At 66.5% G+C, this 13,103-nt stretch carries 10 protein-coding genes and 1 pseudogene; 3 read left to right on the top strand and 8 right to left on the bottom strand.

The features are described 5' to 3' along the window. The first annotated feature begins 67 nt into the window (after nt 1-67). Nucleotides 68-898, top strand: a complete 831-nt coding sequence (locus N1058_RS23145; protein ID WP_265519948.1) for a hypothetical protein — start codon at nt 68-70, stop codon at nt 896-898. Nucleotides 899-1,078: 180 nt separating this feature from the next. After that, nucleotides 1,079-1,231 (top strand): annotated as a pseudogene (locus N1058_RS23140) (ferritin family protein); the annotation flags it as partial. Nucleotides 1,232-1,274: 43 nt separating this feature from the next. On the opposite strand, the gene N1058_RS23135 reads toward N1058_RS23140, so the two are convergent. Further along, nucleotides 1,275-2,246: a class I SAM-dependent methyltransferase gene (locus N1058_RS23135; RefSeq protein ID WP_265519947.1), complete on the bottom strand. Its 972-nt coding sequence runs from the start codon at nt 2,244-2,246 to the stop codon at nt 1,275-1,277. 286 nt (nt 2,247-2,532) lie between these two features. Between N1058_RS23135 and mbfA the strand changes: the two genes are divergently transcribed. After that, nucleotides 2,533-3,516: an iron exporter MbfA gene (gene mbfA / locus N1058_RS23130; RefSeq protein WP_265519946.1), complete on the top strand. Its 984-nt coding sequence runs from the start codon at nt 2,533-2,535 to the stop codon at nt 3,514-3,516. 177 nt (nt 3,517-3,693) lie between these two features. Here the strand turns inward: mbfA and N1058_RS23125 are convergent, their stop codons facing one another. From N1058_RS23125 to phnF, 7 genes are all read right to left on the bottom strand, one after another. Beyond that, nucleotides 3,694-4,260, bottom strand: coding sequence for an ActR/PrrA/RegA family redox response regulator transcription factor (locus tag N1058_RS23125; RefSeq protein WP_265519945.1), 567 nt, complete (start codon nt 4,258-4,260; stop codon nt 3,694-3,696). A 25-nt stretch (nt 4,261-4,285) separates the two neighbouring features. Continuing rightward, complete coding sequence (locus tag N1058_RS23120; RefSeq protein ID WP_265519952.1) at nt 4,286-5,641, bottom strand: ActS/PrrB/RegB family redox-sensitive histidine kinase; 1,356 nt, start codon at nt 5,639-5,641, stop codon at nt 4,286-4,288. Nucleotides 5,642-5,688: 47 nt separating this feature from the next. Beyond that, on the bottom strand, nt 5,689-8,157 hold the full coding sequence (hrpB, locus tag N1058_RS23115) for an ATP-dependent helicase HrpB (RefSeq protein ID WP_265519944.1): 2,469 nt from the start codon (nt 8,155-8,157) through the stop codon (nt 5,689-5,691). Between the two features lie 400 nt (nt 8,158-8,557). Next, nucleotides 8,558-9,211 (bottom strand): ATP-binding cassette domain-containing protein, encoded by a 654-nt coding sequence (locus N1058_RS23110; RefSeq protein WP_420848036.1) that lies wholly within the window; start codon nt 9,209-9,211, stop codon nt 8,558-8,560. A gap of 2 nt (nt 9,212-9,213) precedes the next feature. Next, on the bottom strand, nt 9,214-10,893 hold the full coding sequence (locus N1058_RS23105; RefSeq protein ID WP_265519943.1) for an ABC transporter permease: 1,680 nt from the start codon (nt 10,891-10,893) through the stop codon (nt 9,214-9,216). A 43-nt stretch (nt 10,894-10,936) separates the two neighbouring features. Then, nucleotides 10,937-12,157, bottom strand: coding sequence for an ABC transporter substrate-binding protein (locus N1058_RS23100; protein WP_265519942.1), 1,221 nt, complete (start codon nt 12,155-12,157; stop codon nt 10,937-10,939). A gap of 125 nt (nt 12,158-12,282) precedes the next feature. Then, nucleotides 12,283-13,032 carry a phosphonate metabolism transcriptional regulator PhnF gene (phnF, locus tag N1058_RS23095; RefSeq protein WP_265519941.1) on the bottom strand — a complete coding sequence of 250 codons (750 nt, stop codon included), beginning with the start codon at nt 13,030-13,032 and terminating at the stop codon, nt 12,283-12,285. Nucleotides 13,033-13,103: the final 71 nt, after the last annotated feature.

Genomic DNA, 13,103 nt, shown 5'->3' with positions numbered 1-13,103 from the left:
ATACGCCGAAATCGACCAATCATGAGCCCGATAAGGGCGCGAAACCCACGCCAAACAACCGAACTCGGTGGCTCGGGTCCGCTTTGGCGGTTTCGGCATCAAAAACGACGGTAGTTCGAGACCTCCACCTGTAAGCAAGTCGGAAGAAACGAGCGCGGGCAAGAAGCGTCTCAGCGACTTTATCACCGAGGCCGAAGACAGCAGGTTGCGCAAGACGTGGACTACCTTGGACGGCCTGAAGTTGGCTGTGCGCGAGGCGCTGGACCATGCCAAAGCCACGAAGCACAGAGTCGGCTGGGTCCGTGGCGACACCGTAGCGAGCTTGGAAACATTGGAGGAATTGAACCTAGTCAGGAAAGAAAACGAAAGGATTCGGGAGGCGCTGGGGACCCTGGCGGTCGAGGTACCGCTGCCCAATATTCCCGCTGTCAGTGATCCACTAGAAATCGACCTTTTACCAGTATCTGTTCAAAATGGGTTCTCTGGCACCTCATCCGGCAGTCAGGCCAGAATTAAGGGTACATGGATCGCAGTCTTCCCGATCTTCTTCGGCAACCTCAAGTGGCAGTCTAATGACTGGAACGGCGAGTACTTCCATAGCGTTGACGACGAGGAGTCGTGCGTCGCTATTGGGTCAGCCCTTGCCGGCGAAGTTGCTGCAGTCGATACCTCTGGAATGTTCAAAATCAGCAAAGGTACTCTGGACCGCCTATCAAGCTATTATATTGAGGTGGGCCTTATGGCGACCGAGGGAGAAAATCCCTTTACTGAAACCGCGCAGAAGGTTGCGCGTCGCCATCGTATCAGCGACGACGCATCATCTGCTTTCACGTTGTCAGGAGGTGAAGTGCAGGTTTCTACAACCCAGCGCGAACTGCCCGACGACATTCCATTCTGAAAGACGAAAATGATGGCGCAACCAGCAGCGTCGAGCATGTGAAGACTCCTCTGTTACAATGACTGCAGGCCCTAAACAGTGCGTTCGATAAGCCTGTTGCCACCCGCCTCCTCCTTCTTGACCTTCCCCGCGCCGCTCTCTAGTTTAGAATTATTCTAAACTATCTGGATTGCGACCCTCATGTTCACACGTTTTTTCAGTTTCGCCCGGCGCGCTTTTTCGTCTCTTTCCGAGCAGGAGGTGCTGGCGTTGGCGGTTTCTTCGGAGGAGGACGACGCGCGGATTTATCGGGCTTATGCGGATGGGCTGCGGGAGGATTATCCTCGCACCTCCGGCGGCGCTTGCCGGGCGCTACCCTGAACGGTGAGGTCATCACTCAGCGCGCGCGCTGGGCGCCCCGATAGTGAGCGACGATCTCTGCGGGCCTGACCGCCACCGTGGATTTGCGGCCGTAGAAATAGACACCGCTGGCGGCGTCCTCGGCGTAGGGTTCGGGGACGATCCGATCCAGGTACTGGGTCCAGAAGAAGGCGAGCTTTGCGGCCTTGCCGGCCAGTCTCGACCGGAACACGCTGCGCGCCAGATAATCGGCCGACCACATGAACTGGAGGCCCGGACCTCCGCTCGCCCCGGACGATATCCGCTCGAAATGACGGAACAGGTAGCGATGGCCGCTTTCGGTGAAACGGGTAAAATCATAAGCGCCTTCGTGAACCTGCTGCATGAAAGGCGTTTCGGCATAGACCAGCCCTGAGGGACGGAGCACCCGCCATATCTCGTCCACGACCTGCGCGGGTTGCAGCACGTGTTCCAGCACGGCCTGGACGATCACGGCATCAAAGAAACCGTCGGCCAGGGGGATTTGATGGGCATCCGCCACAAACTGGATCTTGGACGAGGCATAAATATCGAAGCTGTAAACGTGGATGCCTGGATGATCGTAGAGGGGCTCCATGCCCTGGCCGATGCTGCCGCCGCCGATGACAAGGAGCCTGCCGGGACGTCCCAAGGCCTTCGCTTCGGCCTCGAGGTCGGCGATCAGGCGCTTCACGTTTTGCTCTGTGGCTTTCTTTCTCGGTGACAGCAGCGATTTGATGCCGCCTTTAAGGCCTGCATATGAGGTGCGCTCGATGGGACTTTCGGCGCTGTTTCGATAGACAGCGTCTTCCGAAAGGACGGAATCGGAAAAGTCGATCAGGACCGGCAGCCCATTGACCATCCTGTAGCGCCGAACCGAACCGTTCATGCGCCCGTCGGTCACGAGCCTGTCGGCGGTTTCCCTTTTCAGTTCCGCCCTGGTGCGCGGGCAGCGCAAAGCGGGCAGACACTGCTCGACCGATACGAGCATCCCCGAGAACCTCTCTCGTTCGCCAGTGTGATCGGAAGGCGGGCCGCTGCCCCCGCAGAAGGGCCCGCCTGACCGGGCCGACCATGACTCCAGATGGCAAAGCCAGACGTTCCCGTCCGAGTATAACCCGGCGGAAGCACCCGTCTTGTCGGGAAGGTCGACATTCCTGTGGGGGGAAACGGAAATCCATCCCGTGCGGACGGGCACCGGCCTCCTGTCCTTCTTGACCTTCCCCGCGCCGCTCTCTAGTTTAGAATTATTCTAAACTATCTGGATTGCGACCCTCATGTTCACACGTTTTTTCAGTTTCGCCCGGCGCGCTTTTTCGTCTCTTTCCGAGCAGGAGGTGCTGGCGCTGGCGATATCCTCGGAGGAGGACGACGGGCGCATCTATCGCGCCTATGCAGACGGGCTGCGGGAGGATTATCCCCATTCGGCGAAGGTTTTCGAGGCGATGGCGGAGGAGGAGTACCGGCATCGCGGGGCGCTGATCGAGATGCATCGCAAGCGCTTCGGCGAGCGCATTCCGCTGATACGGCGGGAACATGTGCGCGGCTATTACGAGCGCAAGCCGGACTGGCTGGTTCGGCCCATGGGGCTCGACACAGTGCGCGCGCAGGCCGAATTGATGGAGGAGCAGGCGCACCGCTTCTATGTCGAGGCGGCCAAGCGCACGCAGGACGCGGCGACGCGCAAGCTGCTGGGCGATCTGGCGGCGGCGGAAAAGGGGCATGAGACGCTGGCGCGGCGGCTGGGCGAGGAACATCTGCCGGAAGGCGCGCGCGCCGAGGAGGCGCAGACGGAGCGCCGGCAATTCATCCTCACCTATGTGCAGCCGGGGCTGGCCGGGCTGATGGACGGCTCGGTTTCCACGCTTGCGCCGATCTTCGCCGCAGCGTTCGCCACGGGAGATACGTGGCAGACCTTTCTCGTCGGCCTTGCCGCTTCCATCGGCGCGGGCATTTCCATGGGCTTTACAGAGGTGGCTTCGGATGACGGGGTGATCTCGGGGCGCGGCTCGCCGATCAAGCGCGGGCTGGCCACGGGCATCATGACCACGGTGGGCGGGCTGGGCCACGCCCTGCCCTATCTCATCCCTGACTTCTGGACGGCGACCACCCTCGCCATCATCGTCGTCTTCATCGAACTATGGGCGATCGCCTTTATCCAGAACCGCTACATGGACACGCCCTGGAGCCGGGCGACCTTCCAGGTGGTGCTGGGCGGGGCGCTGGTGTTCGCGGCGGGGATGCTGATCGGCAACGCGTGAAGGGCGCGCGCGTGGAGGGTTACCGTTCGGTTTGCCCGGCACTCCTCACCTCAAGCCAAGGGCAGGGCAATTGCATATGGCGGCGCTGTACCTCCACCCCTCCCGATCCTGAGCTTGCCGAAGGGGAGGGATCGAGCGCGGGATCGCCGGCGAGGCCGGCAAGAAAAACCCGGCGCTCTAGCGCGGGGCGCGTTTGGCCAGGATGCGCTGCAGGGTACGGCGGTGCATGTTGAGGCGGCGGGCGGTTTCGGAGACGTTGCGGTCGCACATCTCGTAGACGCGCTGGATATGCTCCCAGCGCACCCGGTCGGCGGACATGGGATTTTCGGGCGGCTCGGCCCTCTCGTTGGGCTGGCGCGTCAGCGCGGCAAAGATGTCGTCGGCGTCGGCGGGCTTCGACAGATAGTCGACGGCGCCCAGCTTCACGGCGGTGACGGCGGTGGCGATGTTGCCGTAGCCGGTGAGGATGACCGTGCGGGCGTCGTCGCGCTTGTCGCGGATCGCCTGCACGACATCGAGGCCGTTGCCATCGCCCAGCCGCATATCGACCACGGCGAAAGCCGGCGCGGTCGCCTTTACCTTGGCGACAGCCTCTTCCACCGATTCGGCGGTTTCGACGTCGAAGCCGCGGCCTTCCATGGCGCGCGCCAGACGGGCCAGGAACGGACGATCATCGTCCACGATCAGGAGGCTGCGCTCGTCGCCGGGGATCGGCTCGCCCTGTTCAAGGATGTCATCGCTCATCGTCATCTCACTTTCTGCAGCCTATTTAGCCGATATTGCCGGATTTGCCAGCGTCGCGGCCACCGGTGGCATAAGACTGGAAGCTGTTATGGGCCAGAAAGGCGGCCAGTGGCCAGCACACATCGACCGTGGCGCCCTTGCCCTCGCCGCCGGCATTGGAGAAATGAATGACGGCGCCCGAGCGCTCCAGCAAGGTCTTGGCGATGAACAGGCCGAGGCCCAGCCCGCCGCCGCTGGAGCCGCTCGCCGGGCGCCGGGTCATATAGGGCTCGCCAATGCGGTCCATGATCTCGGCGGGAAAGCCGGGACCGTCGTCGATGATGGTGATGCCCACCTCGTCGGCGTTCCAGCGCCAGCGGATGGTGACCGTCTCGCGGGCGAAGTCGACGGCGTTCTCGACCAGATTGCCGATTCCGTAGAGCACGCCGGGATTGCGGCGGCCGACCGGCTCGCGGCCGCGCGTCTCCTCCGGCTCCAGCCTGATCTCGATGCCGAAATCGCGATGGGGGGCCGCCACCTCCTCGATGAGCGAGGTGAGCGGCAGGCGCGCCAGATGGGCCTCGCTCTCGGAGGACAGGCTGGTGAGCTGCTTGAGGATCTCGCGGCAGCGCTCGCTCTGGGAACGCAGCAGCGTGACGTCCTCGGCATAGCGCGGGTCGGAGCCCAGCGCCTTTTCCATCTCGCGGGCCACCAGGGAGATGGTGGCGAGCGGGGTTCCCAGCTCATGGGCGGCGGCGGCGGCAAGGCCGTCGAGTGCGGAGATGTGCTGCTCGCGCTGGAGCACCAGCTCCGTCGCGGCCAGAGCATTGGCCAGAAGCCGCGCTTCCTCGGCCACGCGGTAGGCGTAAAGGGCGGTGAAGGCGATGGAGGAGACGACCGCCATCCACATGCCGGCCACATAGACCAGGGGCATCGCCAGCTCGGTGCCCGGATACCAGGGCAGCGGCAGGTGGAATACGGCGAGCAGGCTGGCCATGACGACGACGTAAAGGCCGAGAACCCCCGTCCACATCAGCGGCAGAGAGGTGGCGGAAATCACCACCGGCACCGTCATCAGCAGAGAGAACGGGTTGGTGAGCCCACCGGTGAGATACAGCAGGCCGGCAAGCTGGGAGGCGTCGAACGTGAGTATCCACAGCGCCGCCATCGGCGCCAGCCGGTGGGCGGCGGGATAGCGGAAGGTGAGGTAGAGATTGAGCCAGGCGGAAGCGGCGATGAGCACGAAGCAGGGGCCGACCGGCAGCGGGAACTCCAGCCAGTAGGCGACCACCAGCACAGCCGCGCTCTGGCCGACGATGGCGAGCCAGCGAAGCCTGATCAGCGTGTTGAGCCGCAGGCTTTGGCTGTGGCGGGTGTGGTTTGTGCCGAGTTCTTCCTGCATTGCTTGCATCACGGGCTTATGCGCCGGCATATCCTCTTCGCCAAGTGCTATTTTTGACGCGGCTTGGTGCGGTTCGTGGGGGTGGCGGCGGCCGGGTCCTCCGGCCAGTGGTGCTTGGGATAACGGCCGCGCATATCGGCGCGGACATCGGCCCAGGAGCCGGACCAGAAACCCGGCAGGTCCTTCGTCTTCTGTATGGGGCGGTGGGCGGGGGAAAGCAACTCCAGCGTCAGCGGCGTGCGCCCGCCGATCACCGGATGCTTCTTAAGGCCAAAAAGCTCCTGCACGCGGATGGCGAGCACTGCTTCACCATTTTCATAGCGGATCGGCACGCGGCTGCCGGTGGGCGCGGTGAAATGGCCGGGTGCAAGCTGGCCGAGGCGGCGCTGCAGATCGTAGGGCACGAGGCTCGTCAGCGCCTCGACCAGGATGCCGGGGGAGATGGCGGAAAGGCGCGGCTCGCCGGGCAGGAAGGGCAGCAGCCAGTCCTCCAGCGACGACAGCAGCGCCTCCTCGCCCACATCCGGCCATGGCGCGCCTTCGGCGGCGTGCAGAAAGGCAAGGCGCGCGCGCAGGCCCTGCGCCTCCCTGCCCCAGGGCAGGATGGCGAGGCCGTGGGCGCGCACGGTTTCCACGATGGCCCGGTTGGCGGCTTCGCCCGTGGGCGGCGGCAGGTTGCGCTCGGCAAGGCGGATGGCGCCGAGGCGGCGGGTTTCACGCTGGCGCAGGCTCTTGCTGCCGGCGTCGAAGATGGTTTCGACCTCGGTGCGGATGCGGTCGCCGAGGGCTTCGACAAGGTCCGGTTCGGCGATGGCGGCGGCGGCCGCGATGCGGGCATTCTGCGCCTTGCCCTGCAGATCGGCCACGACCAGGTAAGGCTCGCGCGCGAGCCGGTCGGCGGGGTCGAGCTGGCCGCCCCGGCCATTGGCAAGCACGTAGCGGCCAGGCTCGCCGCGCGCGCCGGCGACGCGGTCGGGCCACGCATGGACGAGCAGCGGGCCGGCGCCGGGACTTTCCCCGGATATGTAGGTACCGCTGCCCCCGGCATTGCGGGCAAGGCGCTCGGCAAGATCGCGGGCGGCGCGGGCGCGCGGCGACCTGTCGGCGGAAAAGCGGACAAGGCGCTCGTCGAGATCGACGCCGGTGCCGCCCAGCCCGCGCTCCGAAAGCAGCACGGCCAGGCGCGCGGCGGGGCCGGCATGGCCCTGCCGGGCCGCCATGGCGACCATATGGGCAAGGCGCACCGGCAAGGCGAGCCTGCGCATGGCCTCACCCGTTTTGGTGAGATGGCCCCGGTCGTCCAGCGCATTGAGGGCGCCCAACAGGGCGCGGGCTTCGGCCAGCGCGGGCTCCGGCGGCGGATCGAGGAAAGCGAGCGTGCGCGGGTCGGTGACGCCGAACGCGGCGCAATCAAGCAGGAGGCGGGAAAGGTCGGCCTCCAGGATTTCCGGCGGCGTGAAGGCGGGCAGCGCCGCCGTCTGCTCCTTGCGCCACAGGCGCAGCGCGATGCCGGGCGCGGTGCGGCCGGCGCGGCCGGCGCGCTGGTCCGCCGAGGCGCGGGAGACGCGCACGGTCTCGAGCCGGGTGAGGCCGGTGGCCGGCTCGTATCTGGGCAGGCGCGAGAGCCCGCAATCGACGATGGCCGTAATGCCGTCGATGGTGACGGAAGTCTCGGCGATTGCGGTGGCCAGCACCACCTTGCGGCGCCCCGGGGACGCCGGTCGGATGGCGGCATCCTGCGCCGCGCCGTCGAGCCCGCCATGCAGGGGGATGACATCGATTGTAGCCGGCAAACGGCCTGCCAGCGCCTCCGCCGTGCGGGCGATCTCGCGCTGGCCGGGCAGGAAGGCGAGGATGCCGCCGCCGGTCTCGCCCGCCAGATCGCGGACGGCCTCGGCGACGGCCTGCTCGACCGGCTGGTCGGGCTTGCGGTCCCGATGGCGAATGTCGACGGGAAAGCTGCGGCCTTCGCTTTCGATCACCGGCGCGCCGTCGAGCAGCCTTGCAACGCGGGCCCCGTCCAGCGTGGCGGACATGACCAGGAGGCGCAAATCCGGACGCAGCGCGCCTTGCGCATCGAGGGCCAGCGCCAGGGCGAAATCGCCGTCGAGCGAGCGTTCGTGGAACTCGTCGAACAGCACGGCGGCGACGCCCTCCAGCGAGGGATCCTCGACGATCATGCGGGCCAGCACGCCTTCGGTGACGACGAGAATGCGGGTGCGGGCGGAAACCTTGCGCTCCATGCGCATGGCGTAGCCGATGGTGCCGCCCACCTCCTCGTCCAGAAGGGTGGCCATGCGGCGGGCGGCGGCGCGGGCGGCAAGGCGGCGGGGCTCCAGAAGCACGATGCGCCCGGCCTGCGCCCACGGCGCATCGAGCAGGGCCAGCGGGGCAAGCGTGGTCTTGCCGGCGCCCGGCGGGGCGACGAGCACGGCGCGGCGGCTCTCGTCCAGCGCGCGCCGCAACGCCGGCAGCACGGCGCTGACCGGCAGAGTGGGCAGGTCGAGCGTGCTCATGCTTGCAGATCGCGATGACGGCGGGAGCTCCGCTTCGTCATCGACTCTGTTTGGCGAACCCGCCCCTGATTCCGGCGTTGAGGAGGATGATTATCTTTCGCACGAGGGCGGCGATGGGCACCCCATCCCGTCATCAACTGGATGCCCGCCGCCGTCATCCCGGCCGACCGCAGGGAGAGCCGGGACCCATTGGGTTGGCGCGGCCGGTCTCCGCAGAAGGGACCGTCAGCGCTGACATGCGCCGGGGCGAGGACCGGGCCGTGCTCCATGCCGTTCTTCCAATGGGTCCCGGATAGCCCTTCGGGCTTCCGGGATGACGGAGGTGGGCACCCCCCAGCGTTGATGATGATCCATCTCCTCGATGGAGCCTGAGTCGAAGAACCGGTGTCCATTTTTTGAATCATGCTTCTATGGTGATCACGTCGCCGCCGGCGGCTCTAGCGTCGGCGGGATCGTGGGTCACGAGGAGAACCGGCAGGCGGCTTTCGCGGGCCTTGGCAAAGACCAGTTCGCGCGTTTGCTGGCGCAGTTCCTGATCGAGCTTGGAGAAGGGCTCGTCGAGCAGCAGCATGCGCGGGCCCGACAGGAGCACGCGGGCGAGGGCGACGCGGGCGCGCTGGCCGCCGGAAAGGGTGGCGGGATCGCGGCCGCCCATGCCGGCGAGCCCGACGCCGGCAAGCGCCTCCTCGGCGCGGGCGCGGCGCTCGTCGCGGCTGGTGAGGGCCTCTGGAATGGCGAACAGGAGATTGCCGGCGACGCTCATATGCGGGAAAAGCAGGGGATCCTGGAACAGGATGCCGGCGCGGCGGGTCTCGGCTGGCTGGCCGGTAATATCCTGGCCGCCGATCAGCACCTTGCCCGCGCCGGTGAAAGCGGGATCGAGGAAGCCGCCAATATAGGCAAGCAGAGTGGACTTGCCCGCGCCGGAAGGGCCCATGACCGTGAGCACCTCGCCGGGGGCAACGGCCCGCGTGAGCGATACGAGCACTCGCCCGCCGAGGCGGATGCATACGCCATCCAGCACCAGCCCCTTTTCGCGCAAACTGTCCAACACCGCTACACCCGCATCCCGTGGAAACGACGGAATATCAGGGCCGGCACGAGCGTGGCAACCGCAAAGCCCGTGGCCGGCAGCAGCATCTGGAAAAAAGCGTAGACGCCGATGATGCGGGGATTGCCGCCGGAGGCGAGCGCCACCGCCTCGGTGGTGATCGTGGTGAGACGGCCCGCCCCGATGAGCACGGTCGGCAGATAAAGGCCGACTGAAACGGAAAAGCCGATGGCGAGAAGGGTGAGGATGGCGCGCAGCATCATCGGCAGGCGGACATGGAAGAAGCGCTGCCAGCGCGACTTGCCGAGGCCCGCCGCCAGCCAGTCATAGCGCTTGTCGAAGGCGCGCCACGGGTCCTTGAGGGACAGATAGGCGTAGGGCATGACGAAGACGAGATGGGCAAGGATTAGCGCCGGCAACGTGGCAAGCAGATCGCCCATGATCAGCAGGAACTGGAGGCCGAAGATGAAGGCGACCTGCGGGACGACGAGCGGAAGATAGATGAGGGCCAGAGCGCCCTGCCCCGCGCGCCTGCCCGTCTCATCCTCGCGCATCAGGCAAAGGATGGCGAGGACGGCGGCGATGAAGGTGGCGGCGAGGCCCACGAGAAGGGTTGTCAGCAGCGGCTCGGCGGTGCGCGGCAGCGTGCGCACCCATGATTTCAGCGTGAGGTTCTGGGGCAAGACGTCCGGGAATTGCCAGAGCCCGGCGAAGGACCAGACCGCCAGCGCGGCCAGCCCGGCGAACACGGCCAGCGCCGAAGCCAGCATGCCCATCAGCGCGGCATAACGCGCCAGCGCGTCCCGGCGCAGCCTGCGGCCCCTGCCGGCGGCGCGCCGGGTGAGCGCCGCGGCGAGCTTTTCCAGCGCCAGCCAGGAGGCCAGCGCGACGCCCGTCACCGCCAGCTGCAGCACCGCACCGGCGGAGGCCAGATAGCGGAAGGAGAGCTCGGGATCGGACATCCATTCGACCAGCCGCACGGCCAGCGGCGCCGGTCGGGTGGGGCCGAGAATGACGGCAACGTCGACGACCGAGGTGGCGAAGGCGATGACGGCGAAGACCGGCAGGCGGATCTGGCGGTAGACGATGGGCCAGGTGCCGTAGACGAAGCCGGCCACACGGCCGTAGCCCAGCGCCGTGGTGAGGCGGCGCGTTTCGACCGCCCGCGCCTGCGGCAGGGCGGCCAGGGTCATCAGCATCAGGAAAGGGATTTCCTTGGCGACGAGGCCGGCCATCATGGCGAGCCCCATGGGATCGTGCACGATCAAGAGGTCGGGCGGGCGGTGCCAGCCCGTCAGTTCTGGTGAGATGAGGCGGGCGAGAAGCCCCGAGGGCGCGATGAGAAAGGCCAAGGCGAATGCCGCCGCCGCATGCGGCAGCGACAGGAGCGGCGAGACCATATGCTGGATGCGGGCGAAAAGCGGGGTGCCTGCCCAGGCGGCGACGAAGACCATGACGACCAGCAGCGATGTGGCGGCCGTGAGGAGGCCGGCAGCAAGACTGATGCCCGCCGAGGCCCAGATCGCGGGCGCATCGAACAGCGCCTCGAAGTGCCGCAGCGTGAACTCCATGCCGCCGAGAACGGGCAGAAAGCCGAAGGCCGGCAAGAGCGTGCCGGCCAGCCCGAACAGAAGCGGCCCGGTGAGCAGGAAGATTGTGAGTGGCGGGCCGAGGCGGGTCAGCATGGCCGGCGCGACTGCGGCGACCCGAGACCAGGCGGCGTCAGCTTCAGTTTCCCGCCGTGTAGCGCCGTTTCCATTCTTCCTCGATGCGCTCCATCCAGCTCGGGTGAGGCTCGGCCAAAGCGGGGCCGAGCTCGGCGGGGGACAGGGTGGCGATGCCGAGATCGAGCGCGGCAAAGCGGGCGCGGGCTTCCTCGGGCAGCTTATCGACGGCCAGCACCGTAGGATCGCCCCACACTTTCGGGTCCTGCTTGTGCGCCTGAGCGTCGGGCGACATGAGGAAATTGGCCGTCACCAGCGCGCCCGCCATGGCCGAGGCATTGTAAGGGATGGCCAGGAAATGGGTATTGGCGAGCGTGCCTTCGGGGAAGGTGAAGGAGCGCACCGTGTCGGGCAGTTCGCCATTGGCGATAGCGCTCGAAGCCTCCGCCGGATTGAAGGCGAAGATGATCTCCAGCTCGCCATCGGCCAGAAGCTGCTTCATGGCCGGATAGTTCTCGGGGAAGGTGCGTCCGGACCGCCAGGCGACCTCGTGGAGGCGGTCGAGATAGGTGAAGAGGGGTTCGGTGACATCGACAAAGGCTTCGTCGTCCACCGGCTTTTGGAGCAGCGAGGGATCCTCGATCTTTTCGATCAGGACCTGCTTGAGGAAGGAGGATCCTATGAAATCCGGCGGCTGGGGATAGGAGAAGCGGCCAGGGTTCTCCTCCGCCCAGGCGAGCAGATCGGCGGCATTCTTCGGCAGATCGGCCTTGTCCATGCGCGCCGTGTCGTAGAAGAAGACGAGCTTGGCCATGCCCCAGGGCGCGGCCTGCCCCTCCACGGGGATCGTGAAATCGGTGCGGATGGTGGGCTTGTTCTCGTGGTCGACATATTGCCAGTTGGGCAGGCTCTCGGCCCAGCCGGGGGAAAGAAGCAGCCCGCGCTGCTTCATCGCCGCAAAGTTCTCGCCGTTGATCCAGATCAGATCGACGCTGCCGCCCGCATCGCGCCCCGCCGCCTTTTCGGCGACGACCTTGGCGACCGCGTTGGCGGTGTCGTCGAGCTTGACGTGCACGAGGGTGACGCCGAAGCGCTCCTTCAACTCGCCATTCGCCCATTCGAGATAGGCGTTGATGTTTTCCGACCCGCCCCAGGCGTTGAGATAGACGGTCTGGCCTCTAGCTTCCGCAAGGACGCCGTCCCAGTCGGCCGGGTCCACAGGCTCCGCGCGGACCGCCAACGCGGAAAGCAGCAAGGCGGCGGCAGCGAGAGTGGATTTCAACATGGCAGCTTCCCGATTGTTCGTGAATTGCGATTGAGCATGCCAGTGGCAGGCAAATCAATGCAAGCGCGCTCGCGAAGGGCTCACTTCGCCGTGAGGGAGGATTTCGGGATGTGCGCGGGCTGCATTCAACCCTCCCCATCCACCTGCAGTTCCACCCGGTCCGCGGCAAAGCGCGTCAGCGAATATTGTATCGGGATCCCCGCGCTGTCGGCGTTCACGGCGAAGGTGATGAGGACTATGGCGCCGGGGGAGAGTTTCAGGTGGGCAAGGTCCGCACTGTCGGCATGGCGGGCGGAGATGCGGGTGGTGGCGCGGACATAGTCGGGCACGCCCAGCGCCGCGAGGGCGGCGGTGATGCTGCCCGTGTCGGCGAAGTGCTTTTCCAGCCCGGCGAAGCGGGCGGCGGGGAAATAGCTCGTGGCGCGCGAGACGGGGCGGCCATCGGCCTGCGAGACGGTTTCAAGCCGCAGGATCCCGGTCTCCGGGGCAAGGCCAAGCGCTTCGGCCGCCTGCGGCGGGGCAGGCTCGTATGCGTGGGACAACAAGTGGCCGCGCCTTTCGCGCGCCTGGCCGGCAAGGCCGGCTGAAAAGCGCGTGCGCGCGCGGATGGGATAGGACAGGCGGCGCGGACCTTCCACAAAGGTGCCGCGGCCCTGCTCGCTGCGCAGGACTCCTTCCTGAACCAGCGCCTGGATGGCGGTGCGCACGGTGTGCCGGTTGACGCCGAAGCGCCCGGCCAGCGCCATCTCCGTGGGCAGGCGCCCCGCATCGTCGGCCAGGCCTTCGGCTATGCCCAGGCGGATACGGTCGGCGATCTGCCGCCACAGCGCCACGCCGCTGCGCCGTTCGATAGCTTCTTCCGGTGACGTCTGCATCGCCTCTACCCCGCCTCCGTTTCCTTGCTGAAACCCGGTTAATTCCGAAAACCGGCACCCCGCTTTCGGGA

This window comes from Nitratireductor luteus (assembly GCF_026162365.1).
GTDB lineage: Bacteria > Pseudomonadota > Alphaproteobacteria > Rhizobiales > Rhizobiaceae > Chelativorans > Chelativorans luteus.
Note: the sequence above shows the minus strand (reverse complement) of the source record. Positions and strands in the feature narration are given on the sequence as shown.

Bases quoted from the DNA above. Each gene is read 5' to 3' on its own strand.
- N1058_RS23135 (WP_265519947.1), bottom strand. From the start codon at position 2,246: ATGCTCGTATCGGTCGAGCAGTGTCTGCCCGCTTTGCGCTGCCCGCGC.
- mbfA (WP_265519946.1), top strand. From the start codon at position 2,533: ATGTTCACACGTTTTTTCAGTTTCGCCCGGCGCGCTTTTTCGTCTCTT.
- N1058_RS23125 (WP_265519945.1), bottom strand. From the start codon at position 4,260: ATGAGCGATGACATCCTTGAACAGGGCGAGCCGATCCCCGGCGACGAG.
- N1058_RS23120 (WP_265519952.1), bottom strand. From the start codon at position 5,641: ATGCAGGAAGAACTCGGCACAAACCACACCCGCCACAGCCAAAGCCTG.
- hrpB (WP_265519944.1), bottom strand. From the start codon at position 8,157: ATGAGCACGCTCGACCTGCCCACTCTGCCGGTCAGCGCCGTGCTGCCG.
- N1058_RS23105 (WP_265519943.1), bottom strand. From the start codon at position 10,893: ATGCTGACCCGCCTCGGCCCGCCACTCACAATCTTCCTGCTCACCGGG.
- N1058_RS23100 (WP_265519942.1), bottom strand. From the start codon at position 12,157: ATGTTGAAATCCACTCTCGCTGCCGCCGCCTTGCTGCTTTCCGCGTTG.
- phnF (WP_265519941.1), bottom strand. From the start codon at position 13,032: ATGCAGACGTCACCGGAAGAAGCTATCGAACGGCGCAGCGGCGTGGCG.